The sequence below is a fragment of the Streptomyces sp. NPDC046335 genome (assembly GCF_055587985.1).
Map to the genome: position 1 here is coordinate 70,668 of NZ_JBVJFF010000002.1, position 24,669 is coordinate 95,336.

General features: G+C 72.1%; 24 protein-coding genes. 9 read left to right on the forward strand and 15 right to left on the reverse strand.

The annotated features are described in order from the left end of the window. Window positions 1–236 precede the first annotated feature (236 nt). Both ACZ6JY_RS04130 and dacB read right to left on the reverse strand, forming a co-directional pair. Window positions 237–1,367, reverse strand: a complete 1,131-nt coding sequence (locus tag ACZ6JY_RS04130) for a zinc-dependent metalloprotease (protein ID WP_469192058.1) — start codon at window positions 1,365–1,367, stop codon at window positions 237–239. A gap of 108 nt (window positions 1,368–1,475) precedes the next feature. Next, window positions 1,476–2,969 carry a D-alanyl-D-alanine carboxypeptidase/D-alanyl-D-alanine endopeptidase gene (gene dacB, locus ACZ6JY_RS04135; RefSeq protein WP_469192985.1) on the reverse strand — a complete coding sequence of 498 codons (1,494 nt, stop codon included), beginning with the start codon at window positions 2,967–2,969 and terminating at the stop codon, window positions 1,476–1,478. Between the two features lie 133 nt (window positions 2,970–3,102). Between dacB and ACZ6JY_RS04140 the strand changes: the two genes are divergently transcribed. Continuing rightward, entirely contained in the window at window positions 3,103–3,594 is a 492-nt protein-coding gene (locus ACZ6JY_RS04140; RefSeq protein WP_030785786.1) for an inorganic diphosphatase, read from the forward strand. A gap of 129 nt (window positions 3,595–3,723) precedes the next feature. Next, a complete protein-coding gene (locus tag ACZ6JY_RS04145; RefSeq protein ID WP_469192060.1) occupies window positions 3,724–5,394 on the forward strand; it encodes a threonine/serine exporter family protein in 1,671 nt (556 codons plus the stop codon). A 123-nt stretch (window positions 5,395–5,517) separates the two neighbouring features. On the opposite strand, the gene ACZ6JY_RS04150 is transcribed toward ACZ6JY_RS04145, so the two are convergent. The 6 genes from ACZ6JY_RS04150 to ACZ6JY_RS04175 form a co-directional block, all read right to left on the reverse strand. After that, window positions 5,518–6,210, reverse strand: coding sequence for a DedA family protein (locus tag ACZ6JY_RS04150; protein WP_469192062.1), 693 nt, complete (start codon window positions 6,208–6,210; stop codon window positions 5,518–5,520). 252 nt (window positions 6,211–6,462) lie between these two features. Continuing rightward, window positions 6,463–7,221 (reverse strand): MerR family transcriptional regulator, encoded by a 759-nt coding sequence (locus ACZ6JY_RS04155; RefSeq protein WP_469192064.1) that lies wholly within the window; start codon window positions 7,219–7,221, stop codon window positions 6,463–6,465. Between the two features lie 103 nt (window positions 7,222–7,324). Next, on the reverse strand, window positions 7,325–7,966 hold the full coding sequence (locus tag ACZ6JY_RS04160; RefSeq protein ID WP_469192066.1) for a PadR family transcriptional regulator: 642 nt from the start codon (window positions 7,964–7,966) through the stop codon (window positions 7,325–7,327). Between the two features lie 149 nt (window positions 7,967–8,115). After that, window positions 8,116–8,664, reverse strand: a complete 549-nt coding sequence (locus ACZ6JY_RS04165) for a DinB family protein (protein ID WP_469192068.1) — start codon at window positions 8,662–8,664, stop codon at window positions 8,116–8,118. Window positions 8,665–8,815: 151 nt separating this feature from the next. Then, a complete protein-coding gene (locus ACZ6JY_RS04170) occupies window positions 8,816–10,273 on the reverse strand; it encodes an aldehyde dehydrogenase family protein (protein WP_469192070.1) in 1,458 nt (485 codons plus the stop codon). A 77-nt stretch (window positions 10,274–10,350) separates the two neighbouring features. Continuing rightward, window positions 10,351–11,214, reverse strand: a complete 864-nt coding sequence (locus ACZ6JY_RS04175; protein WP_469192072.1) for a helix-turn-helix domain-containing protein — start codon at window positions 11,212–11,214, stop codon at window positions 10,351–10,353. Between the two features lie 303 nt (window positions 11,215–11,517). Here ACZ6JY_RS04175 and ACZ6JY_RS04180 point away from each other — a divergent pair, with 303 nt between their 5' ends. Next, entirely contained in the window at window positions 11,518–12,006 is a 489-nt protein-coding gene (locus tag ACZ6JY_RS04180; protein ID WP_469192074.1) for an ATP-binding protein, read from the forward strand. Window positions 12,007–12,053: 47 nt separating this feature from the next. Here ACZ6JY_RS04180 and ACZ6JY_RS04185 read toward each other — a convergent pair whose 3' ends face one another. From ACZ6JY_RS04185 to rpmG, 5 genes are all read right to left on the reverse strand, one after another. Beyond that, window positions 12,054–12,293, reverse strand: a complete 240-nt coding sequence (locus tag ACZ6JY_RS04185) for a DUF397 domain-containing protein (protein WP_361725630.1) — start codon at window positions 12,291–12,293, stop codon at window positions 12,054–12,056. A 240-nt stretch (window positions 12,294–12,533) separates the two neighbouring features. Then, window positions 12,534–12,773: a 30S ribosomal protein S18 gene (gene rpsR, locus ACZ6JY_RS04190; protein WP_447038214.1), complete on the reverse strand. Its 240-nt coding sequence runs from the start codon at window positions 12,771–12,773 to the stop codon at window positions 12,534–12,536. 3 nt (window positions 12,774–12,776) lie between these two features. Beyond that, window positions 12,777–13,916 carry a CobW family GTP-binding protein gene (locus ACZ6JY_RS04195; RefSeq protein ID WP_469192077.1) on the reverse strand — a complete coding sequence of 380 codons (1,140 nt, stop codon included), beginning with the start codon at window positions 13,914–13,916 and terminating at the stop codon, window positions 12,777–12,779. Further along, window positions 13,916–14,161 (reverse strand): type B 50S ribosomal protein L31, encoded by a 246-nt coding sequence (locus tag ACZ6JY_RS04200; RefSeq protein ID WP_447038216.1) that lies wholly within the window; start codon window positions 14,159–14,161, stop codon window positions 13,916–13,918. Before ACZ6JY_RS04200 ends, ACZ6JY_RS04195 begins: the two co-directional genes overlap by 1 nt. Before the next feature lie 5 nt (window positions 14,162–14,166). Continuing rightward, window positions 14,167–14,331 (reverse strand): 50S ribosomal protein L33, encoded by a 165-nt coding sequence (gene rpmG, locus ACZ6JY_RS04205; protein ID WP_363248282.1) that lies wholly within the window; start codon window positions 14,329–14,331, stop codon window positions 14,167–14,169. A gap of 71 nt (window positions 14,332–14,402) precedes the next feature. Here rpmG and rpmB point away from each other — a divergent pair, with 71 nt between their 5' ends. From rpmB to ACZ6JY_RS04220, 3 genes are all read left to right on the forward strand, one after another. Continuing rightward, a complete protein-coding gene (gene rpmB, locus ACZ6JY_RS04210) occupies window positions 14,403–14,639 on the forward strand; it encodes a 50S ribosomal protein L28 (RefSeq protein ID WP_469192079.1) in 237 nt (78 codons plus the stop codon). A 42-nt stretch (window positions 14,640–14,681) separates the two neighbouring features. Then, a complete protein-coding gene (gene rpsN, locus ACZ6JY_RS04215; RefSeq protein WP_469192081.1) occupies window positions 14,682–14,987 on the forward strand; it encodes a 30S ribosomal protein S14 in 306 nt (101 codons plus the stop codon). Window positions 14,988–15,052: 65 nt separating this feature from the next. Continuing rightward, the gene (locus ACZ6JY_RS04220; protein ID WP_469192083.1) at window positions 15,053–15,631 is read left to right on the forward strand and encodes a hypothetical protein; all 579 of its coding nucleotides are present in this window, start codon (window positions 15,053–15,055) and stop codon (window positions 15,629–15,631) included. 125 nt (window positions 15,632–15,756) lie between these two features. On the opposite strand, the gene ACZ6JY_RS04225 is transcribed toward ACZ6JY_RS04220, so the two are convergent. Then, window positions 15,757–18,477: an FUSC family protein gene (locus ACZ6JY_RS04225; RefSeq protein ID WP_469192085.1), complete on the reverse strand. Its 2,721-nt coding sequence runs from the start codon at window positions 18,475–18,477 to the stop codon at window positions 15,757–15,759. Between the two features lie 96 nt (window positions 18,478–18,573). Further along, window positions 18,574–19,752, reverse strand: coding sequence for a DUF2786 domain-containing protein (locus tag ACZ6JY_RS04230; protein ID WP_469192087.1), 1,179 nt, complete (start codon window positions 19,750–19,752; stop codon window positions 18,574–18,576). 84 nt (window positions 19,753–19,836) lie between these two features. On the opposite strand from ACZ6JY_RS04230, the gene ACZ6JY_RS04235 reads away from it, so the two are divergent. From ACZ6JY_RS04235 to ACZ6JY_RS04245, 3 genes are all read left to right on the forward strand, one after another. Beyond that, entirely contained in the window at window positions 19,837–20,661 is an 825-nt protein-coding gene (locus ACZ6JY_RS04235; RefSeq protein ID WP_469192089.1) for an ABC transporter ATP-binding protein, read from the forward strand. Next, entirely contained in the window at window positions 20,661–22,817 is a 2,157-nt protein-coding gene (locus tag ACZ6JY_RS04240) for an ABC transporter permease (RefSeq protein ID WP_469192988.1), read from the forward strand. Before ACZ6JY_RS04235 ends, ACZ6JY_RS04240 begins: the two co-directional genes overlap by 1 nt. A gap of 81 nt (window positions 22,818–22,898) precedes the next feature. Continuing rightward, entirely contained in the window at window positions 22,899–24,587 is a 1,689-nt protein-coding gene (locus ACZ6JY_RS04245; protein WP_469192091.1) for a bifunctional 3'-5' exonuclease/DNA polymerase, read from the forward strand. Window positions 24,588–24,669: the final 82 nt, after the last annotated feature.

Consider the following 24,669-nt stretch of genomic DNA (forward strand, 5'->3'; position numbering starts at 1 on the left):
GGTTCCCTTCGTGAAGTTCGGGGGGGTGTGCCTCGGACCAATCGCTCCGGGACCGCTCGGAAGACCGGATCTGGTCAGCCAGACGTCGGAATCCCGAGCATTCGGTCACTCAGAGTGTGTTGATGGTGACAGAGCCGAGCCGTTCCCCGAGCATTGCACGCCTACCCACCGCCCACGGTCCCTCGGACGGGTGATTACGGGGGCATTCTCCTGCCATCGGCCCCCATCGGTCTCCCTCAGTCCGCCTTCCGGTGCACCCGCGAGACCCAATCCGCGGGTTTGGCGATCTCCGCCTTGGTGGGCAGCGTGTTCGGCGAGGTCCACACGCGGTTGAAGCCGTCCATGCCGACCTCCTCCACGACCGCGCGCACGAAGCGCTCGCCGTCGCGATACTGGCGCAACTTCGCGTCGAGGCCGAGGAGCTTGCGCAGCGCTTGGTCCAGGCGGCTCGCGCCGCGCGCCCTGCGCTCCTTGAACTTCTCCCGGATCTCGTCGACGGAGGGCACCACGTCGGGCCCCACGCCGTCCATCACGAAGTCGGCGTGGCCCTCCAGGAGTGACATCACGGCGGTGAGGCGGCCGAGGATCTCGCGCTGGACGGGGGTCTGCACCAGCTCCACGATGGAGCGGCCGCCGTCGGACGTCGCGTCGTCCTCGTCATCGCCCCGTCCGCCGGCGAACGTCTGGGCGGCCTCCCTGACGCGCTCCAGGACGGTCATCGGGTCGACCTCGGTCTCGCCGAGGAAGGCCTGGATCTCGCCCTCCAGGTGATCGCGCAGCCAGGGCACGGCGGTGAACTGCGTGCGGTGCGTCTCCTCGTGGAGGCAGACCCAGAGCCGGAAGTCGTGCGGGTCCACGTCCAGCTCCCGCTCGACCTGCACGATGTTCGGCGCGACCAGGAGGAGCCTGCCGCCGCCGTTCGCCCCCGCGGGGAGGTCTCGGGTGGCCGGGGCGAAGGTCTCGTACTGCCCGAGGACGCGGGAGGCGAGGAACGAGAGGAGCATGCCCAGCTCGACGCCCGTCACCTTGCCGCCGACCGCGCCGAGCATGGCTCCGCCGGGGCCGCCGGAGCGCTTGTCCTGCATCTTGTCCAGGAGGGGCTTGAGAAGCTCCCGGAAGCCGGCCACGTTCGCCCGGACCCAGCCGGCTCTGTCGACGACAAGGACAGGGGTGTCGTGGGTGTCCTCCGTGCCCATGCCGGTGAAGGAACGGACGTGCTCCTCCGAGGACTTGGCATGCCGACGGAGCTCGGCGACGACGGCGCGTGCCTCGTCGCGGCTCACTTCTGGGCCCGGCCGTACGAGCCGGGTCGCGGTCGCCACCGCGAGATTCCAGTCGACCATCTCCGCACCACCGATGCTCGTCATGCGACAACGGTACGTGGTCGCTCCCTCCGGCGGAGGGGCTTGCACCCCCCACTTTGCCCCTGGGCGGCCCCCTAGGGGCTCTCCGCGTCTGGCTGCGGCTGCTTCCTGTCAGCGGCAGCCGCAGTTCGCCACTGTCGAGGCCATCTTGTCCAGGGTTTTCTGGGCTGCCTGGGGGTCTGTCGTGCCTGTGGTCATGAAAGCGAAGACCAGGAGGCGGCCGTCCGCGTCGACGACCGTGCCCGCCAGGGTGTTCACGCCCGTGAGCGTGCCGGTCTTGGCGCGTACGACGCCGGTGCCCGGGGACTCCTTGGGGTAGCGGTCGACGAGGGTGCCGGTGAAGCCCGCGACGGGCAGGCCCGTCACCGCGGAGCGCAGTTCGGGGCGGCCCGGGTCGGCGGCGCTGTCCAGGAGCGCGGCGAGGAGCTCGGCGGATACGCGGTCGGCGCGGTCGAGGCCGCTGCCGTCGGCGAACCTCGCCCCGGAGAGGGGCAGGCCCAGCTTCGTGAGCCGGGCGCGGACCGCCTTGTCGGCGCCGTCGAAGCTCGGCCGCTCCTTGTCCGCCACGGCCGTCTGGCGGGCCAGGGCCTCGGCGATGTCGTTGTCGCTGTGGGTCAGCATCCGCTCGACCAGGGCAGACAGAGGCGGCGACTCGACCTTGGCGAGGGATTCGGCCCGGCCGGACGCCTTCGCCGAACGTGCCGTGTCGGTCGTGGTCCCGATGCCGTGGCCGTCGAGGAACTCCGCGAACTTCTTCGCCGCGTCCCCCGCCGGGTCCCCCGAGCGCGGGGCGGGCCCGCTGGTGGAGTCGTCGAGGCGGCCCTCGTCGGCCATCAGTGCGCTGACGAGGGTGATGTTCTCGTTGGGGCCGATGGGGTGCTGCGCGGGGCCCGCGTACAGGGACGTGTCGTAGCGGAGCCTCACCTTGTCGACGTGGCGGGCCTTCAGCGCGCGGGCCGTGTCCTCCGCGAGGCGGCGCAGGCTCGCGGCCGTGTCGGTGTACCGGCCGTCCTTGCGGGCGGTGAGCGTGGGGTCGCCGCCGCCCACCAGGACCACCTCCCGCGTGCCCCCGGACGAGCCGGGTTCGAGTACCGCCTTCGTGGCGATGCGGTGGTCGGGTCCCAGCGCGGACAGCGCCGCGACCGCCGTGGCGATCTTGACGGTCGACGCCGGAGTCAGGCCCCGGCCCGCGTCCTTGCCGTAGATGCGCTTGCCGGTGGCCGCGTCGAGGACCACGGCCGCGCGCTCCGGGCCGAGCGCCGGGTCCCGCAGAAGCGGATCGAGTACGTCCGCCATGGCGCGCTCCGTCGGCGCGGGCGCCGTCCCCACGGGCGCGCCGAGGCCGGCGAGCACCGTTCGGGCGCTCGGAGCGGTCTCCGGCGCCTGCCCCGCGGCGGGGCCACCGTGATCTGCGCCACCCCCGGCATCCCCGGAGGCCGCCCGAACGCGCTCCGCCGTACGCTGACCGGAGGAGTCCCAGGGGCCGGCCGCGGCCACCGCTCCGGCCGAAATCACCAGGCCGAGGGTGGCGGCACCCGCCGTGAGCTGCCAGTTCGTAAGCTTTCCCGAGAATCGGGGAAGCTTTACGGCGGAAAGCCCGGGCAGCTGTTCCAGCAGCTGTCGAGGCCGACGCCAAGGCTTGAGCTCCGGCACGACGACCAGCCCCTTTCGCGATCACACATCTGCGTGAGGGACACTTAACCACCCGAAGTATGTGCTGATCATGGAGGAGCCACCCGTGGAGTTCGACGTCACCATCGAGATTCCGAAGGGTTCGCGGAACAAGTACGAGGTGGACCACGAGACCGGCCGGATCCGTCTGGACCGTCGCCTCTTCACGTCGACCAGCTACCCCGCGGACTACGGCTTCGTCGAGAACACCCTCGGCGAGGACGGTGACCCGCTGGACGCCCTGGTCATCCTGGACGAGCCGACCTTCCCCGGCTGCCTCATCAAGTGCCGCGCGATCGGCATGTTCCGCATGACCGACGAGGCGGGCGGCGACGACAAGCTGCTCTGCGTCCCGGCCTCGGACCCCCGTGTGGAGCACCTGCGCGACATCCACCACGTCTCCGAGTTCGACCGCCTGGAGATCCAGCACTTCTTCGAGGTCTACAAGGACCTCGAGCCCGGCAAGTCCGTCGAGGGCGCCGACTGGGTCGGCCGGGCGGACGCCGAAGCCGAGATCGAGAAGTCCTACAAGCGCTTCGAGGCGCAGGGCGGCCACTGAGCCTCCGGCCTCGTACGGGCCGCGCGGACCGATCAACGGGCCGCGCGGCCCGTTCGCGTATCTGTGCCCATACTGGCCATACGGAGGTGCGTAGGAGTCGCAGAAGTCGCAGGAGAAGTGAGGGCATCAGTGGCCGAGCATGAGGCCGAGGACCGTAAGCCTCAGTCGGACGAAGCCCGCAGCGCGTTCGTCCCGCCGAGCGGGGTGCTCGCGCAGGAGACCACCGAGGACGAGTCGCAGACGACGTCCGAGTTCGCCGTCCCGACCGGCCTCGCGTCACCGTCGACCACGACGCAGGAGACCGAGAAGTCGGCGTTCACGACGCCGCACACCTACAGCTCCCGCAACGCCCCGCCGGCCTTCACGCCCGCGCAGGGCATACCCCTGGTGAAGCTCACCAAGGAAGCGCCCTGGCAGGACCAGATGCGCACGATGCTGCGGATGCCGGTGACGGAGCGGCCCGCTCCGGAGCCCGCGCAGAAGCAGGAGGACGAGTCCGGCCCCGCCGTTCCGCGCGTCCTCGACCTGACGCTCCGTATCGGCGAGCTGCTGCTCGCGGGCGGTGAGGGCGCCGAGGACGTCGAGGCGGCCATGTTCGCCGTCTGCCGCTCCTACGGCCTCGACCGCTGCGAGCCGAACGTGACGTTCACGCTCCTGTCGATCTCCCACCAGCCCTCGCTCGTGGAGGACCCCGTCACGGCGTCCAGGACGGTACGGCGACGGGGCACCGACTACACCCGGCTCGCGGCGGTCTTCCACCTGGTGGACGACATCAGCGACCCGGACATCGACGTCTCCCTGGAGGAGGCCTACCGCCGGCTCGCGGGCATTCGGCGTAACCGTCACCCCTACCCGGGCTGGGCCCTCACGGCGGCCAGCGGGCTGCTCGCGGGCTCCGCGTCCGTGCTCGTCGGCGGTGGCGCGCTGGTGTTCCTCGTGGCGGCCGTCGGCGCGATGCTCGGCGACCGGCTCGCCTGGCTCTGCGCGGGGCGCGGGCTTCCGGAGTTCTACCAGTTCGTGGGCGCCGCGATGCCGCCCGCCGCGCTGGGCGTCGCCCTGAGCTTCGCGCACACCGAGGCGACGATGGCGTCCGCGGTCATCACCGGTGGGCTCTTCGCGCTGATCCCGGGGCGGGCCCTGGTGGCGGGCGTGCAGGACGGTCTCACCGGCTACTACATCACCGCCGCCGCACGCCTCCTTGAGGTCATGTACCTGATCGTCGGCATCGTCTGCGGTGTGCTGCTCGTGCTGTCGCTCGGCGTGATGCTGGACGCGACGAACCTGACGCCCGAGACCCAGTTCGGGGTGACGTCGTCGCGGCCGGTCATCCAGATCCTGGCGTCGATGGCGCTGAGCCTCGCCTTCGCGATCCTGTTGCAGCAGGAGCGCCACACCGTCCTGATCGTGACGCTCAACGGCGGCATCGCCTGGGTGATGTTCGGCGCGCTCGCGCAGACGCCCCTCGCGCTGTCGCCCGTGGCGGCCACGGCCATCGCCGCCGGGCTCGTGGGGCTCTTCGGGCAGCTCTTCTCGCGCTACCGGTTCGCGTCGTCACTGCCGTACGTCACGGCGGCGATCGGGCCGCTGCTGCCGGGTAGTGCCACGTACTTCGGGCTGCTCGCGCTGGCCCAGAACGACCTCAACACCGGCATCAACTCGCTGACCAAGGCCGTCGCCACGGCCCTGGCCATCGCGATCGGCGTGAACCTCGGGAGCGAGGTCTCCCGGCTGATCCTCAAGATTCCGGGCGCGACCTCCGCGGCGAATCGCCGTGCGGCGAAGCGGACCAGGGGCTTCTAGCCCCCGGTGGTCCCTCCTCGCCGGGGCTTTTGCTTGCTTGTCGGCTGCCGGTCGGCGGTGGGTTCGGGGGCGCTGCCCCCGGGCCCCCGGTCCTCAATCGCCGGACGGGCTTTTTTCAGGGCCCTACCGCTTCGCGTGGCGGCCACGCTGGGACGGCGGGGTGCCCTGGGTGGCGGCCTCGGCCGTCGCCGCCTTCTTGGACTTGCTGCGGGCGCGCAGGAACTCGATGGCGATCGGGACCACCGAGATGAGGACGATCAGGATCAGGATCGACTCGATGTTCTTGTGCACGAACTCGATCTTGCCGAGCCAGGCGCCGAGCAGCGTGACGCCCGCGCCCCACAGGATGCCGCCGATGATGTTGAACGTGATGAACGAGCGGTACCGCATCCCGGAGACGCCGGCGATGATCGGCGTGAAGGTCCGCACGATCGGCACGAAGCGGGCCAGGACCAGGGACTTTGGCCCGTACTTCTCGAAGAACTCGTGCGCCTTGACCACGTTCTCCTGCTTGAAGAGCTTGGAGTCCGGGCGGTTGAAGAGCGAGGGGCCGACCTTCTTGCCGAAGAGATAGCCCGCCTGGTCACCGAGGATCGCGGCGATGCAGATCAGCACGCAGGCCAGCCACAGCGGGGTGTCCAGCTTGTGCGTCGTGATCAGCAGGCCCGTGGTGAACAGCAGCGAGTCACCGGGCAGGAAGAAGCCGATCAGCAGCCCCGACTCGGCGAAGACGATCAGCAGGAGACCCCAGAGGCCGAACTGGTTCAGGAGATAATCCGGATCCAGCCAGCTTGGTCCGAGCGCAAGCGTCGTCACGGTTCCGGGCTCCTGAGGGTGAGAGGGCGGTGCGGCGGCGGTGCTGCTGCGGCCGTCCAACGGGGCGGCGGCGGGTGCAGCCGCCCAAAGTTATCAACGCCGGGCGGCCCGGCCAGGTTCCACTGCCCCTTTCCGGACTCGACCTGCGGATAACCCGGGCAAATCCCCCGCCGGACACCACGATCACCGCCGCGCACCCCCTCACCGCCGCACAACGATCACCGCCGCGCCCCTCACCGCCGCGCGCACCCCTCAGCCGTTGCGCGCCGCGTTCGCCAGGATCGCGTCCCGCATGTACACCGCGAGCCCGGGCCGGATGGCCTCGTAGAAGGCGGTGAACCGCTCGTCGGCCACGTACATCTCGCCGAGGCAGGTGTGCGTCTCGTGCGAGCACTCGTAGTGGTACCGGCAGATGAAGAGGCGGTGGTCCTCCGCGCCGTCCATCGCCTCCCGGGAGTCCGCCGCGAAGCCCTGGGTGAGCAGATCGCCCACGCGCGCGTGGAGCGCGGAGAACTCCTCGTTGATCCGCTTCCAGTCGTCCTTGGTGTACGAGGCCGCCCTGCGCTGCGCCTCCCGGTACCCCTCGGTGTCGCCCCAGCGCTCCCGCACCTCGTCCGCGTACTGCTCGGGGTCGTTGTCCCCGAAGACCTCGAACCGCTCCTCGGGCGTGAGGTTGATGCCCATCTTCTTCGCCTCCATGGCTCTCTCGACGGCGGCGGCCATCTCCTTGAGCCTCGCGATCCGGGCGGTCAGCAGCTCGTGCTGGCGGCGCAGGTGCGCGCGCGGGTCCGCGTCCGGGTCGTCCAGGAGTGCCGCCACCTGGTCGAGGGGGAAGCCGAGCTCCCGGTAGAACAGGATCTGCTGAAGCCGGTCGAGATCGCCGTCGCTGTAGCGCCGGTGACCCGCGTGGCTGCGCCCACCGGGCACGAGCAGGCCGATCTCGTCGTAGTGGTGCAGCGTGCGCACCGTCACTCCGGCGAAACCGGCGACCTGTCCCACGGAGTAACCCATGGCCTCCGCCTCTCTTCTCGGTACGCCCCTCAGCCTGAGTCCTCACGTCACGTGAGGTGCAAGTCCGGAAGTTCAGGAGTCCGGGAGTCCGGGAGTCCGGGAGCTAGCGGTCGTCCTCCGCGAGCCGCTCCCCCGTCGCGTACGGGTTCTCCTGCCCCTCGGCGAGCACCGCGACGAAGGGGGCGCCCTCACCCGCGAAGGTGTACGCGCCGCCCTCGATGCGGGCGATCAGGTCCCTGGTCCACTCCGCGCCCGTGTCCGCCGAGTGCACCCAGTAGTTCATGATCTCGCCGATGTGGCCGAGCTGTTCGGGGCCTTCCTCGGGCGTGTAGTAGCCCGTCACGGAGGCCCGCCACTCCTCCATGCGCCGCACCCGCTCCTTGAGCAGCCCCACGGCCTCGTCCCGCGGCAGGTCCACCATGAAGCCGAGCCCGGAGGTCAGGACGTCCGGCCGCTGGTCGTACGTGGTCAGGGAGGAGCGGAGCAGGGAGAGGTACTCCTCCGTGCCCTGCTCCGTCATCTCGTACTCGGTGCGCGGCGGACCGCCCGCCGTGGACGGGGCGACCTCGTGGGCACGCAGCATGCCCTGCTTCGCGAGCTGCTTCAGCGCGTGGTAGATCGAGCCGGGCTTGGCGTTGGACCACTCGTGGGCGCCCCAGTACTCCAGGTCGTTGCGGACCTGGTAGCCGTGGGCGCGGCCGTGCTGGCGCACGGCTCCGAGAACTAGTAGCCGGATCGCTGACATGCCGCCGCGCCCCTTCCGCTCGTACCGTAGTCATCAATTTTGACTAGGGTACGGGGGATTCCGCTCCGTCGGCATACCGCCCGCCAGGCATACCTCCCGCAGGCATACCTCCCGCAGGCATACCGCCTGCGGGCATACCGCGCCCGGCATCAGCCCCAGGACTCGCCGCGCTCCAGGGCCACCAGTTCGAAGGCGGTCTTGCCGTCCAGGGACTCGCGGACGATGTCGGCGTGGCCCGCGTGCCGGGCGGCCTCCTCGACGAGGTGCAGCATCATCCAGCGCATCGACACGACACCGTCCTTCGGGAACCACGGCGCCTCGGGCAGCGGGAAGGTGTCGTCCAGGCTCGGCACCTCGCGGATGAACTCCTCCGTCTCGGCGGCGACCCGGTCCCAGAAGGCCAGGACCTCGGCGAGCGTCTCGCCCTCCACGATCCGGAAGCTGTCGCCCCAGGTCTCCTGGGTGCGCTGCTTCTCGTTGGGCTTCTGCTGGGCCATGCGCAGCCAGCTCAGCTCCGTCTCGGCCACGTGCTTGACCAGGCCCGACAGGCTCAGCTCGCTCGCGCTCGGCCGCTGGGCCGCCTGCTCGTCGGTGAGCCCGAGCACCGACCGGCGGATGCCGCCGCGCTGCGCCTCGACGAAGGCGATCAGGGCGCCGCGCTCGTCCCCGTGCGTTTCCGAGCTGACGTGGGTGACCATGGGTTCCGCCTCTCTTCGGCCCGCTTCCGCGGGCTGCCCCTGGGGGCCTTTCCGACACCGCAGAAGCTACGGGCCCTTGCGGTCAGGTTCTGTCCGCAAGGGCCCGTGGCCATGAGATCGGGTGCCGGGTGCGCTCAGAAGCCGGATGCGCTCAGAACGGGAAGCGCGAGCGGCCGTGCTGCACCGAGATCCACTTCTGGGTGGTGAAGGCGTCCACCGTCGAGTCGCCGTTGAGCCGGCCCACACCGGAGCTCTTCTCGCCGCCGAACGGCACGATCGGCTCGTCGTGCACCGTGCCGTCGTTGACGTGGATCATGCCGGTCCTGACCCGCTTGGCGACCCGCACGCCGCGCTCGACGTCGGCGGTGTGCACCGCGCCGCTCAGTCCGTACGGGGTGTCGTTGGCGATCCGCACCGCCTCGTCCTCGCCGTCGAAGGGCATGAGCAGGGCCACGGGGCCGAAGATCTCCTGCTGGAGGACCGGGGAGTCGGCCGGCAGCCCCGTCAGGACGGAGGGGGCGACCAGGTTTCCCTCGGTGGTGCCGTGCAGCAGGGCCCGCGCGCCCGCGGCGACGGCCTGCTCGACGACGGACGAGACGGCCTCCGCCTGCGAGGCGTTGATGAGCGGGCCGATGTGCGTGGTGGGGTCGGCCGGGTCGCCGACCTTGAGCGAGGCGGCCTTGGCGACGAACTTCTCGGTGAACTCCGCTTCCACGGAGCGGTCCACGAGGATGCGGTTGGCGGCCATGCAGACCTGGCCCTGGTGCACGAAGCGGCTGAAGACGGCCGCGTCCACGGCGTAGTCGATGTCGGCGTCGTCCAGGACGATCAGGGCGCTGTTGCCGCCCAGTTCGAGGATCGAGCGCTTGAAGTGCGAGGCGCAGACCGTGGCGACGTGGCGGCCCACGCGGTCGGAACCGGTGAAGGAGATGACGCTCGGCACCGGGTGCTCGAGCAGGGCGTCACCGATCTCGGCTATGTCCGTGATCACGACGTTGAGCAGTCCTGCGGGCAGCCCCGCGTCCTCGAAGATCTTGGCGACCAGGCTGCCGCCGGTCACCGGGGCGCTCTGGTGCGGCTTCAGCACCACGGCGTTGCCGAGGGCGAGCGCGGGGGCGACCGTCTTGATCGACAGGAGCAGCGGGAAGTTGAAGGGGCTGATGACGCCCACGACACCCACGGGATCGCGGTAGAGGCGGTTCTCCTTGCCGTCCGCGGGCGAGGGCAGGATGCGGCCCTCGGGGCGCAGGACGAGGTGCACGGCCTCGCGCAGGAACTCCTTGGTGAGGTGGAGCTCGAAGGCCGCCTTGAGCCGGGTGCCGCCCAGCTCGGCGATGATCGCCTCGGTTATCTCCTCCTCGCGGTCCTCGACGATCCGCAGGGCCCGCTCGAAGACGCCGCGCCTGGCGTAGGGGTTGGTCTCGGCCCACTCACGCTGGGCGCGCTCGGCCGCGCGGTAGGCCTGGTCGACCTCGTCGGCCGTGGCGACGGTGATCGACGCCAGCTTCTCCCCGTTGTACGGGTTGAAGTCGATGATGTCCCAGGAGCCCGAGCCGGCTTTCCACTCCCCGTCGATGTACTGATGAGCCAGGTCAGTGAAGAAGGACATGAGACGGACCCCTTGCCGCGGCAGCAACGAAAGCAGACGGAACCTGAACCCTGAGGTTACGTCATCGTAGTTATGCGTCAGGTGAGTTGGAGAAGTCCGCGCAGGAGATCGCGGCTGTCGGCCGGGTCGGGGCTGTCCTTGTGGAGCTGCGCGGCCACCCGCTCGTACTGGGCGACCTCCTCGGCCTTGTCGAGGTAGAGCGCGCCGGTGAGCTGCTCCACGTACACGACGTCGGAGAGGTCGGACTCCGGGAAGCTCAGCATGGTGAACGCGCCGCTCTCGCCCGCGTGGCCGCCGAAGCTGAACGGCATCACCTGGAGCGTGACGTTGGGCCGCTCGGAGACCTCGATGAGGTGCTGGAGCTGGCCGCGCATCACGTCGCGGTCGCCGTACGGACGCCTCAGCGCCGCCTCGTCGAGGACGCAGTGGAAGTGCGGGGCGCGCTCGGCGGTCAGCAGCTTCTGGCGCTCCAGGCGCAGGGCCACGCGGCGGTCGATCTCCGCCTTGCTCGCGCCCTTCATGCCGCGCTTGACGACCGCGTGCGCGTACGCCTCGGTCTGCAGCAGGCCGTTGACGAACTGGACCTCGTAGACGCGGATGAGCGAGGCGGCGCCCTCCAGACCGATGTACGTCTGGAACCAGCCGGGCAGAACGTCGGAGTAACTGTGCCACCAGCCGGTGAGGTTGGCCTCTTTGGCGAGCGAGAGGAGTGCGCCGCGCTCGGTCTCGTCGGTGACGCCGTACAACGTCAGAAGATCTTCGACGTCCCTGGACTTGAAGCTCACCCGTCCCAACTCCATGCGGCTGATCTTCGATTCGGAGGCGCGGATCGAGTAACCGGCCGCTTCGCGGGTGATGCCGCGAGACTCTCTCAGGCGCCTCAGCTGTGAACCCAGCAGGATGCGCCGCACCACTGAGCCGCTCGACTCCCCTGCGGTCACTTCGCTCAATCCTCCCCATCGACTGGAAGCCAGCAGTCTGCCATTAAACGCACCACGCCGTACACGTTCGATTACAGAAACGGAAAGCCGACGAAAGCTCTCCAGAAGAAGTCGGTGGAAGAAATGGGCAAGAAGCGGCACGGGCACCCTCAAGTCCGGCGCGTGCACGTGCATCTGCCCTTGCATCTGCTGTGCGCATTCGGAACCATGGTCCGCGCGCCACCGCTGGACCTGACCGCACCATCGGCGACCGACCGCGCCACCGCTCCATCGCTATGACCGCGAAACCGGGGAGTGCCTCGCATGGGGACGAATGGATCGACCATGCTCGAGCCGTTACGGCAGGGGCTTCCCCCACTCGACCCCTCTGCGGTCTCCGACACGGCGTCCGTCGCCCTTCCCGCCCGGTACGAAGCGGTGGGCAGCGCACGGCAGTTCACCCGTACGACGCTCGGTCAGTGGGAACTGGAAGACCGCTTCGACGACATAGCTCTCGTCGTCTCCGAACTCGTCACCAACGCGCTGCGGCACGCGCTGCCCGCCGACGCCCCGCGTGAGCGCCAGGAACCGCCCGTGCGGCTGCACCTGATGCGCTGGGTGTCACGTCTGGTGTGCGCGGTGCGCGACCCCAGCGACGACAGTCCGGTCGCGCGCGACGCCGACGACGACTTCTCGGCGGAGTCGGGGCGGGGCCTGTTCCTCGTGGACTCCTTCAGCGACGGCTGGGGCTGGCACCCGCTGGCCGGCGCGACGCGCGGCAAGGTGGTCTGGGCGCTGTTCCGCCTGGGCTAGGTCATCCGGCGGCGGTCAGGCCCTCAGACGTTCACGCGTTCAAGGGGCTAACCGCCGGCCAGGTGGTCGAACTCCCCGTCCTTCATGCCGAGCAGCATCGCCTCTATCTCCGCGCGCGTGTAGACGAGCGCGGGCCCGTCGGGGAAGCGCGAGTTGCGCACGGCGACGTCACCGCCGGGCAGCTTCGCGAACTCCACGCAGGAGCCCTGTGAGTTGCTGTGCCTGCTCTTCTGCCAGACCACCCCGTGAAGCTCCGTGGCCGCCATGCCATTGAATGCGTGGTGCACAGATCGCTCCCCGGTGGTGCTGTGGCTGTATGGCCTCTAGATGCAGTAGTCAACTGTCCCGGATCATAGCTCTGTTCATATGCAGATGCATGGGCAGATGCACGTGCACGCGGGGTGGTGGCTTGGTTACAGGCCACGTCGACGCGAGTACCTCTATGAAAAGACGCGCACCGCGCCGTTTGTGTTCCGCCCCGGAGGCGGAAAACATCGACGCGGTGCGCGCAAGAAGCGGTAATGCGGTCAGCGGTTGGTGCCGTAGGGCAGAAGTGCCATCTCCCGTGCGTTCTTGATGGCGGCGGCGATCTGCCGCTGCTGCTGCGCGGTCACCCTTGTGACCCGGCGGCTGCGGATCTTCCCCCGGTCGGAGACGAACTTCCTGAGCAGATCGGTGTCCTTGTAGTCGATGTACGTGATGCCCGCGGCGTCCAGCGGGTTGGGGCGCGGCTTCAGCGGGCGGGCGGCGGTCTTGCGCGGGGACAAGGGTCAGACCTCCAGGAGGGTGTCGAAGGCGGGCGGCAGGTGTTTCCAGGCGTCGCGCCCGGCGGCGTACTCCTCGTCGGTCAGCAGGCAGGACTCCAGGACCTCTTCGAGCCCCTCGCGGTCCAGGCCGGGCGAGGTGAAGACCAGGTGGTTGCAGCAGTCGCCGTGCTCCGGGTGCCAGTCCAGCGCGGCGGCGGCGCGGCGCACCGGCGGGACCATCTCCCACGCGGCGTCCGGCAGCGAGGCCAGCCACGGCCCCGCGCTCTCGACGCAGAGCGCGCCGCCCGCCGCGTCCCAGCCGAGCAGGGTGTCCGGATGGTCGGCCAGCCAGAACCGCCCACGGCTGCGGGCCGCCGCGCAGGTCAGGTCTTCGAGCGCCTGGTAGAGCCGCTCCGGGTGGAACGGCCGCTTCCGGTGCCATACGAGGGTGGCGACCCCGCACGCGTCGGCCTCGGCCGGCAGCAGCGCGCACGCGGGGTGCTGCGCCGCGGCGGCGGCCTCGACGTCGAAGCCCGCGAGCGCGGCGGTGAGGAGGTCGCCCCGGCCGATGACGACCTGCCGGGCCGTCGGGTGGAGCTGGGCGAGCAGCGCGCGGTCCTCGTCGTCGGCCTCGGCGGAGTCCGTCACGGCGAGGACGGGCGCGTATTCGAGCTGCCGCGCCCATGTGTCGGCCACCGTGCGCTGGTCGGTGGGTGCGGCGGCGAGCCCGGCGTCCATGAGGTCGTCGCCGTTGCCGAGGTAGGGCAGCAGCAGCGCCGGGTCGACCGCCGTGACCACGCCGCTGAGCACGAGTGACTCACCGGCGTGCGCGGCGACCACCTCGGCCATCGCCTTGGGCTCGACCGAGTCCCACAGCTCGACGACGGCGAGGCGGGTCAGGCCCGCGTCCGCGAGCCGCAGCAGCTCGGGCACGAGGTCCTCGCGCAGCGCGCAGCACGCGCAGTCGTTGACGAGCGGGGTCTCGCCGGTGGAGAGCACGCCCGTGGCATCGCGCACGGTGCGCAGGACGGTGCCCCGCACGGCGGTCGAGAGGTCGTGGTGCAGGGCCACGCTGTCAACGGCGGTGGCGAGCAGCCGGTCGACGGCCTCCTTGCGGGCGTCCGCGTGGAGGCCGCCGACGATCACGACGTTCATGCGGCCCATCAGCGCTTACCGAAGCGCCGCTCGAAGCGCTCGACGCGGCCCGCGGTGTCCATCACGCGCGCGTTGCCCGTGTAGAAGGGGTGGCTCGCGGACGACACCTCGACGTCGATGACCGGGTATGTGTGTCCGTCCTCCCACTCGACCGTCTTGCCGCTGGTGGCGGTGGACCGGGTGAGGAAGGCGTAGCCCGCTGCCTTGTCGCGGAAGACGACCGGGCCGTAGGGCGGGTGGATGTCCTTGCGCATGGCGGTCAGCGCTCCTCTCGGAAGTCGACGTGGCGTCCGGCCTTCGGGTCGTACTTGCGCAGCGTGAGGCGGTCGGGGTCGTTGCGGCGGTTCTTTCGGGTCACGTACGTGTAGCCCGTTCCGGCTGTGGACCGGAGCTTGATGACGGGGCGGAGTTCATTGCGGGGCATGTGGCTAGTATATGAACATGACTCCCGTTTTCAACAGCGGGTCATTCGCCACGACCGAGAGGTGCGTCACCATGTCCGCCCACTGTCAGCTCACCGGGACCGAGCCCGGTTTCGGCAACCGGATCTCCCACTCCCACCGGCGGTCCCCCCGCCGCTTCGACCCCAACGTCCAGCGCAAGCGGTACTGGCTGCCGAGCGAGGGCCGGTACGTGCGGCTGCGGCTCGCCGCGAAGGGGATCAAGACGATCGACCGCATCGGGATCGAGGCCGCGGTCGCCAGGATCCGTGCCCGTGGCGTGAAGGTCTGAGAAGGACCAGGAGAGGTCTGAGAAGGACCGGGAGAGGAAACGATGGCCAAGAAGAGCAAGATCGCGAAGAACGAGCGGCGCCGCGAGATCGTCGCGCGGTACGCCGCGCGACGGGCCGAGCTGAAGGAGACCATCCGCCGGCCGGATACGCCCGCCGCCGAACGGGCCGCCGCCCAGCGGGAGTTGGCCCGCCAGCCGCGGGACGCCAGCGCCACGCGGGTACGGAACCGGGACAGCGTCGACGGGCGCCCGCGCGGGTACGTGGGGGCGTTCGGCCTGTCCAGGATCTCGCTGCGTGAGCAGGCGCACGCCGGATTCCTGCCCGGGGTGCGGAAGTCGTCCTGGTAGCTTGGCGCGCGATTTCGCCGGGTGAGGCCCGGCGTGCGACTGCGTTGTGAGTAGGGGGGCTTCGAGTGCGTACGCGCGTCCGTGGTGTGGGGTTCGGGGCGGCCGCGGCCGGCCTGGCCGCGGTGCTTGCCGTGGCCGGGTGCGGTGGGGACGGGGGCGGGGGTGGCAAGAAGCACCGCGGGTCGTCGTCGTCCGGCGGGGCCGGTGGGTCCGACTCCTCCGGTGACGAGGGCGGGTCCACGGGAGGCTCGGGCTCTGGTTCTGGCTCTGGCTCTGGTTCCGGTTCCGGTTCCGGTTCCAAGGGCGGGAGTCTGGAGGGCTCGTGGGTCACGACGGCCGACGGCAAGCCGCTCGCCCTCGTCATCCACGAGAAGTCGGCGACGCTGGTCGGCGAGGACGTGCTGTGCAACGGCACGGCGGGCGACGCCAAGGCCGGCGCCAAGGCGGGGTCGCGGGTGATCGCCCTCAAGTGCCCGGAGGGGAACTCCGACCGCACGACGGGGCGGGTCGAGTCCGTGAACGCCAGGACGCTGAAGGTCGACTGGGGCGGCGCCGGCAGGGACGAGTTCCTGAAGACGGACGGCGGAAAGCTGCCCGAGGGGTTGCCTACGGGGGTGCCTTCGGGGATGCCTTCGGAGGGCTAGGGGTGCCTGCCTAGGGGGCCTTCGGAGGCTAGGGGCCGCCTACGGGGCGCCCTCGGGGCCTGGGGGTGCCTCGGAGAGCAGAGGTCTACGGGGGTGCTGCCCGGGTCGGGGGCTTGGGGTTGGCCCTAGTCGCGGCTGGGCGGGGGGCTTTTCGGTCCGTCCGGTCCCTCCGGTCCCTTCGGTCCGTCCGCCGTGGCGCGGGTCGACGTGCCGTCCACCAGCATCGGCGGCGGCGTCGTGTCCAGCGCCTCGGAGAGGTCTTCCAGGGTTTTGAGCAGCAGGCCCGCGCCCCTGCGGACCACGCGGTCGGGGACCCCCTCGCCGTCCCACTCCGCCAGGGCCGTGCGGACCGCGTCCCACTCGGGTACGCGGCGTTCGCGTACCGCCTTGGCGCCCTGTTCCGTCGACTTGCGCAGCGCCTCGGCCAGGCGGGCCGCCGCCGGTACGGGGGTCGCGTCGCGGTCCGGCAGGTGGGCCTCCATCAGCATGGCAACGCGGCCCAGTTGTGCGAGGCACTCCTCCGCGTCCGCGGCCGTGGCGCGCGACAGGCCGCGGTGGCGCACCGGCTCGTTCTTCGCCCGGTCCGACGCCTCCTGCCAGTCGATGCGCGCGTCCCTCGCGGCGAGCAGCGCCTCGCGGACGTCGGGGCTGGCCTTGCCCGCCGGGTCCGCGTAGTGGTCGACGACCGCCGCCGCGTACCGGCCGTCCGCGACCAGCCAGTCCGCGAGGCGGTTGCGCAGCCGGGGGGTCTCCCACGCGGGGTACACCGCGTACGCGATCATCGCGAGGACGCCGCCGAGCAGCGTCAGGATCAGCCGCTCCGGGACCGTCTGCTGCCACTGCTGGCCGCCCATGCCCAGCAGGAACACGACGTACGCGGCCACGCAGGCCTGCGCGGCGACCTGGCCGGTCCGCATCAGCAGGTACATCAGCCCGGCGCAGACCACCGCCACCGCCGCGGACAGGGCCGTGCCGGGGTGGGCGAGCTGGACCAGGCCCGTGGCGAGCGCCACGCCCACCATGGTGCCGCCGAAGCGGGCCACCGCGCGTGAGTAGGTCTGCGAGAAGTCGGGGCGCAGCACCATGACCGCGGCCATGGGGGCCCAGTAGCCGTGGCCGAAGGGCAACCACGCGCCCAGAAGGTACCCCGCCGCCGCCACCGCAGTGACGCGAATGGCGTGCCTCGCGATCGGGGACTCATGGCGGAGGGCCGCCCGCATGGCACGGAGCCCTGCGGGGACCAGGGCCGGGAAGGTGGGCCGCAGGAGGGGGATGGCCTGGGTTTCGGATTGGGTGGCGGGTTGGATTGCGGGTTGGGTCGCGGCTTGGGTTTCGGGGGCGGGGCTCGGGCCGGGGCCAGGGCCGAGATCTGGGCTGGGGCCGGGTGCTGGGCTTTGGCTGGGGTCGGGGCGTGGGCCGGAGGTTGAGCCTGGGCGTTGGTCTGGGTCTGGGTCTGGGCTTGGCCCCGAGCCCGGGCCTGCCCCTGCCCCTGTACTCGACCCTGAGCCCGGACCCCGGCTTGAGCCCAGACCTGGGCTTGAGTCGGCGCTCCGGGCTGGGCCGGACCCCTGAGCTGATTCGGAGCCCCGGGCTGAGTCGGGGCCCTGGGCCAGATCGGGGCCCTGGGCCAGATCGGGGCCCTGCGCTGAGCCGGACCCCTGCGCTGAGCCGGACCCCTGCGCTGAGCCGGACCCCTGCGCTGAGCCGGACCCCTGCGCTGAGCCGGACCCCTGCGCCGCGCCGGGGCCCACAGCCACGTCAGGGCCCTGCGCCGCGTCAGGGCCCCGGGCCGCGTCGGAGCTCCCGGCTGGTGGAGGTGGTTCTGAGGGGTGCGGTGGGGTTTGGGGGGTGGGGGGTGGTTGGGTGCCGCCTGCTGTTTCCAGTACGTCCTTGAGGAGTGCTGCCAGGCGGGAGGCCGCTCGGTATGCCGGGCCGGTGAGGATCGCCCCCGTGTCCGGGGTTCTCAGGGCGGCCAGGGCCGCAGGGGAGACCCTGACCGGCTCACCGTGGCGGATCGCGCGGGCCGCAGCGTCGAGAACCGTGCCCGCCGCCGCGAGGACCTCCCGTACGCGGTCCCGCTCCCTGCCCTCCTCCGGGACGCCCACCGCCGGGTCCGCCAGGCTGGCGAGTACCGGGCGGATGCGTTCGGCCAGGCCCCGCGAGCCGCGCAGTTCCGCCGGGCGGCTACGGGCCTCCCTCGGCGTGATCCTCGCCGCGTCGCGCGCCGCCATCAGGGGCTCCGGGTCGAAGGGGGCCACGGGATCGTGCCTGAGCCTGCGGGCGTAGTCCGCCTCGGCGGCCAGGGCGTCGGCCAGGGCGTCGCGGTGGGCGCCCCATCTCCGTACCGGGAAAAGGACCACCAGCGCCGCCTGCACGAAACCGCCGACGATCATCATCGCCGCGTGGCCCGCGGCGGCGACGACCGAGGTCGGGAGGGTGACCGTCACCAGCATGATCGCCACGTTCGACGAGGCGATGATGCCGACCGTCGGGCCCGCCGCCCAGCTCAGGCCCGACAGGAAGGTCCACAGGCAGAGCAGCGCGAGGAAGAGGAGCATGTGGGAGCCGGTGACGTAGCCCAGGAACGTCGAGACGGCGAGGCTCGTGCCGGAGGCCAGGGCCAGCTCCGGGCGGGGCCGCCAGCTCCGCTGGAACGTGGCGATGGCCGCCTGGAACGCGCCGAAGGCGGAGCTGGCGGCCACCGCCGGGCCGAACAGGGCGAGGCTCACGCCGATGACCAGGGCCAGGCCTGCGGCGCCTCTCGCCGCCACGAGGGGTTCCAGGCGTTTGCGCTCCACCGTCAGGCCCGTGCGGGCTGTCTCTTTCAGCGCGCTCAGCCAGGTCACTCTGTGATCATACGGGGCATATCGGGCGGGGGCGTTGTCGTTGGCGACGCGGTGCCCGTGCGGTTCCCTGGCCTGTGCGCTACCAACGCCGGTTCGCTACCGCCGCCGGTTCGCCACCTGCGCCGGTTCACTTTCGCCGCCACCGCCGTCGCCGGCTCGGCCCCGGAGCCTCACGTGGGCCCGGTCCGCCGCTGTTGTGCCGTGGGTCCAGCCCTCCGGGTCCGTCGCGCCGCGTATCCGGGTCGCGGTCGTCTCGGGGAACATGTGCTCGGCATGGTCCGTGACGGCCACATCCCTGGCGGCAAGCGCCGGGAGCAGTGAGCTCCGTGGCTCCGCGGCCTCGGCGACCGCGTGGTCGCCCGCCTCGGCCAGGCGGACGCCCATGCGGTGGGCGTAGGCGAGGAGGAAGGTCTGCCGGAAGGTCTTCGTGCGCCTGCGGCCTCCCGCGCGCTGGGCCGCCTCCGCCTTGGTCATCGCCGCCGTGCCCTGGACCAGCAGCGACGTGTGCAGGAGTTCCACCGCCTCCAGGTCCGTCTCGAAGCCGACGACCGTCGAGAAGCCGTACGCCTCGTTCCACACCGCGCGGCAGTGGTTCGCCGAGGCCACGGCGTCCAGGAGGATCGCCTTGGCCGTCTCGTACGGGGCGTCCACGCCGATCCGGCAGGCCGCCGGGGTGTCCTTGTTGTGGGTGCGGGCGGCGAGCAATGCCTCGTCGAGCGAGTGGCGCGCCATCAGCTCCTGCGCCTTCGCGGTGAGCGCCTCCGCCTCCTGCGGGTAATCGGTCCCCTCGGCCTTGGCGAGCAGCGCGCGGATGCGGGTCAGCGTGCGCGGCTCGCCCTCGACCGGGCCCGGCACGCTCTCGCCGGGCGGCGGGCCGACCGGTTCGATCGGCGGCAGCCGCAGCAGCAGGCGGTAGAGCTCCAGGTGGGTGGTGGCGTACGAGAAGCGGTCGCCGGCGAGGTCCCGCGCGGGGCCGATCTCGGCGAGCTGGGTGGCCCAGCGGGGTGGCAGGTGGGCGTAGCGCCGGATCTCGGCGTGGACCAGCGCGGCGGTCAGACGTACGTGCGGCTCGTCGAGCTCACGGCGTACGAGGCGGACGACGTCGGCGGGCTGCCAGCCGTGGCGCCAGGCGCGGGACACGTACTCCTCGCCCCGGCGGCGCAGCTCGGCGTCCAGGCCGGGGGCCGCCGCGAGGAGGGAGGCGCCGGTGTCGAGGCCGTCGTCACCGTCGCCGTACAGCGCCGCCGCGAACGCCTTGTCGATCACCGAATCCATGGGTCAAGGGTATGGCCGGCCCTACCCTCGCGACGCCCACCAGTGGTCGTGTGCGGGGGCTCGCGCGGCGGTTGGGTTGAGGGCATGAACCAGACCCCCGCCCCCGTGGCCTCCCCGACCGCCGTACGGCTCACCGCCGTCCGCCGTCTCTACCGTGACGCCGCCGGCCGTGATGTGGCCGCCCTCGCGGGCGTCGGCCTCGCCGTGCGGGCCGGGACCTTCGTCGCGGTCATGGGCCCCTCGGGGTCCGGGAAGTCCACGCTCCTCCAGTGTGCCGCCGGGCTCGACCGGCCGACGTCCGGCTCCGTCGAGGTGGGCGGGACCGAGCTGACGGGGCTGAGCGAACGGCGGCTCACGCTGCTGCGCAGGGACCGCATCGGGTTCGTCTTCCAGGCCTTCAACCTCCTGCCCTCGCTGACCGCCGCCCAGAACGTCGCGCTGCCGCTGCGCCTCGCGGGCCGCCGTCCCTCGCGTACGGAGGTCGGCGACGCCCTCGCCAGAGTGGGCCTCGCCGAGCGGGCGCGGCACCGGCCCGGCGAACTGTCGGGCGGCCAGCAGCAGCGGGTGGCCCTCGCGCGGGCCCTGGTCAGCCGCCCCGCGGTGCTCTTCGGCGACGAGCCGACCGGTGCGCTGGACACGGTCACGAGCCGACAGGTGCTCGAACTGCTGCGGGGCCTGGTGGACGGGGAGGGCCAGACGACGGTGATGGTCACGCATGACCCGGTGGCCGCCTCGTACGCGGACCGTGTGGTGTTCCTGGTGGACGGCCTGGTCGCGAGCGAGCTCCGCTCGCCGGGGGCGCGGGCGGTGGCCGAGCGGATGGCGGAACTGGAGAGCGGCACGTCCCGTGCGGCGTCCGTCGGCGCCGACGACGTCAACGGCGCCTGCGACGTCGAGGTGGGCGCGTGATGGTCTTCCTCGCTTCTCTCCGGGCCCGCTGGAGCAGTCTGTTCGGGGCCTTCGTCGCCGTAGGGCTCGGTGTGGGGCTGATCGCCGCCATGGGGCTCGGGCTGGACGCGAGCCTGCGGGCTCCCGTGCGGGAACCCGTGCGGTTCGCGGGGTCGGACGTCGTCGTCATGGGGCAGGACACGCTGACCGTGCCGGTACGGCGCGGCCCCGGCGTTGATCACGTATCCAAGCCGCTCGCCCATCCACACCCTGTGGACAGCGAACTCCTGCGCGAACTTCGGCGCCTCGGGCCGCTGCGGTTCGACGGCGGTGCGCGGGACGCCGTCGGCACCGACGCCCCCGCGCGCGACGTCCGCGCGGTCGTCGACGGGCGGGCCCGCGTCCTGACCGGCGCGGACCGGCGCCTCGCCGACCCCGGCGCGGCACGTGACGCCGAGGCCCTGGTCGCCGTCAACGCCTTCCTCGGCACGGCGGGCGGGGTGGCCGCGTTCGTGTCGGTGTTCGTCACGGCGTCGACGTTCGCGTTCGTGGTGGCGTTGCGGCGGCGGGAGTTCGGACTGCTGCGGATGGCGGGCGCGACGCCGGGGCAGGTGCGCGGGCAGCTGCTCGGCGAGGCGCTCACGGTGGGCGTCGCCGCCTCCGCGGCCGGGTGCGTGCTCGGGGCGTGGGGCGGGCCGCTGCTCGCCGACGCGCTGGTCGGCGCGGAGGTGGCGCCGCCCTGGTTCGCGGTCACGGACGCCTCGGCCGGCCTCGCGTCGGGCGCCTGGCTCACCTGGCCCTTCCAGCTCGCCTTCTGGACCGGCCTCCTCGTGGCCTTCGCGGGCGCCTGGGCCGCCTCACGCCGCGCCGGGCGCATCACCGCGGCGGAGGCGATGCGCGACGCCTCCGTGGACAGCGGCGTCATGCCGTGGAGCCGGCGGATCGTCGGGGCCCTCCTGCTCGCCTGCGGGCTCGGGCTGCTCCTCCACACGCTGGCCACCGATCCGTCCGCGCTGCTCAAGCGCAAGACGTACACGACCCAGCCGATGATCCTGATCACCGCGGCCGCCGCGTTCGCGCCGCTCCTCGTACGCCCCGTCGTCCGCGCCTTCCGGCTGCCGGGCGCCGTCGGGCTCCTCGTCCGCGAGAACTCCACCGCGTCCGTACGCCGCACCGCCGCCGTCGCGGCGCCCGTCCTGGTGACCGTCGCCCTCGCGGGCAGCCTGCTCGGCTCGGCGCAGACCGTGAGCGGGGCGAAGGCCGCGGAGGCACGGGAGCAGGTGGCATCGGACCTCGTCGTCACCGGGGACGGCCCGCGCGGCCTGCGCCCGCCGGGCCGCCGGGAGGTGCCCGGCGCGGCGGCCGTCTCGGCGTCCGCCACGACCGCCGTGTTCGTACGGGAGGAGGGCTCGGCGCTCATCCGGTCCGAGGCCCGCGCGGTACGTGACCCCGCGGCGCTCGCGGCGACGTCCCGGCTGCCGGTCGTCGCGGGCGACGTACGCGACCTCGACGACCGGTCGATCGTGGTCAACGAGGAGTGGGAGAAGCGGCGGGTCGGCGAACGCGTCGACGTCTGGCTCGGCGACGGGCGCCATGCCGAACTGCGCGTCGCGGCGGTCCTGGCGCGCGGCACCGGGGACAACGGGGCGTACGTGACCTCGGCGAACGCCCCCACGGCCGTGGTGGACCGCGTCGACGTGCGTCTGGCGGCGGGCGCGGACGCCGGGCGGGCCGCCGCGGCCCTGGCCGGCAGCGGCGACGAGGTCCGCACGGCGGAGCAGTGGCTGGCGGCGACGCATCCCCGCGTCAAGGCCCAGACGCGGCTCGGCCTGCTGATGGTGCTGGGCATCTCCCTCCTCTACACCGCCATCTCGCTCGCGAGCACGCTGCTGATGGCCGGTTCCGTGCGGGGCCCGGAGCTGCGTTCCCTGCGCCTGGCGGGGGCCACGCGCCGACAGGTCCGCCTCGTCCTCGCCGGGGAGGCCCTGGCGGCGGTGGCCGCGGGCGCGCTGATCGGCCTCGCGGTGACGGCCGTCAACCTGGCCGGCCTCGCGGCAGGCCTCGCGAGCCTGTCGGTGCCCGCGGGGGTGGCGGTGCCCTGGGGTGAGGTGGGGGCCTGCGTGGGGATCTGCGCGGTGGTGGCCGCGGGGGCGGGGGTGGCGCGGCGGTACGCGTAGGAGCTGTAGGAGCCGTAGGAGCCGTAGGAGCCGTAGGAGCCGTAGGAGCTCGATGTCAGTGGTGGGTGCGAGACTCGTGGCATGAGTGGTCGATGGGGGATCGTCGCTGGTGAGGGGGGTGGGGCCGAGCTGGTCCCGCTGGGGGACGACGGGCTGCCCGCGGGAGAGGTGCGGCGCGAGAGCGACCTCGTCGAAGCCGTGCGGCGGCGGCCCGAAGTGGAGCGGTGGGTGTGGCGGTCCACGCCCGCGCTGTATCCGCGGCTGCTCGCCGCCGGGGTCCGCGTCGAGCGGTGTTACGACGTGGAGGCCGCCGAGCTGCTGCTCCTCGGCCACGCGGGACGTCTGGGCGAGCCACGTTCCGCCGCTGCGGCCCTCGCCCGGCTGCGCGACGCCCCCGTACCGCCCGATCCGCCGCCCCGCGCCGCCGAGCCCGGCACGCAGGACTCCCTCTTCGAGCCCCGCCCCGGTGGCGTCGACGTGTCCCTCGCCGAGCTCGTCGAGGTCTATGCCGATCAGCAGCGAAGACACGACACCACCGACCACCCCGGCCGCATGCGCCTGCTCACCGCCTCCGAGTCGGCGGGCATGCTCGTGGCCGCCGAGATGAACGCCTCGGGGCTGCCCTGGCGCGCCGACGTCCACCGCGAGCTCCTGCACGAACTGCTCGGCGAGCGGTACGCGGGCAGTGGCGAGCCCCGCCGCCTCGCCGAGCTCGCCGACGAGGTGTCCGCCGCCTTCGGCCGCCGGGTCCGCCCCGATCTCCCCGCCGACGTGGTGAAGGCGTTCGCGCAGGCCGGCATCAAGGTGAAGTCGACGCGTCGCTGGGAGCTGGAGAAGTTCGACCACCCGGCGGTGAAGCCCCTCGTCGAGCACAAGAAGCTGTACCGCATCTGGACGGCCCACGGCTGGAGCTGGCTCCAGGCCTGGGTGCACGACGGCCGCTTCCGGCCCGGGTTCACGCCGGGCGGTTCCGTCAGCGGGCGCTGGACCACCAACGGCGGCGGCGCGCTCCAGATCCCCAAGGTGATCCGCAGGGCCGTCGTCGCCGACCCCGGCTGGCGGCTCGTGGTCGCCGACGCCGACCAGATGGAGCCAAGGGTCCTCGCCGCGATCTCCCACGACCGGGGGCTCATGGAAGTGGCGGGCAGCGAGGAGGACCTCTACACCCGCCTCTCCGACCGCGCCTTCTCCGGCGACCGCGACCACGCGAAGATCGCGCTGCTGGGCGCGGTGTACGGACAGACCTCGGGGGACGGCCTGAAGAACCTCGCCGCGCTGCGCCGCCGGTTCCCGTCCGCCGTCGCGTACGTCGACGACGCGGCGAAGGCGGGCGAGGAGGGGCGGCTCGTACGGACGTGGCTGGGGCGGACGAGTCCCCCGGCGGCGGGGGCCGGGGAGGACGACGAGGCGGGCATCCCCCAGGAGGGGCCTTCCGCCACCGGGGAGTTCACCGCGGGATACGCGTCGAACGACGCGCGGGCCCGCGGGCGGTTCACCCGTAACTTCGTCGTGCAGGGCAGTGCGGCGGACTGGGCGCTGCTGATGCTGGCCGCGCTGCGGCGGGCGATATCGGAGGCCGGGATGCGGGCCGAGCTGGTCTTCTTCCAGCACGACGAGGTCATCGTGCACTGCCCTGCCGAGGAGGCGGCGGCCGTCGCGGTGGCGGTACGGGAGGCGGGCGCCCTGGCAGGCCGCATCGCCTTCGGCGAAACACCGGTCCGGTTCCCGTTCACCACGGCGGTGGTGGAGTGCTATGCGGATGCGAAGTAGCGCCCCGTCCAGCCGGGCTGGGGAGCCCCGGAACGCCGGGCGCGTGGGAAGCCCCGTAACGCCGGGCGCGCGGGTCCCCGGA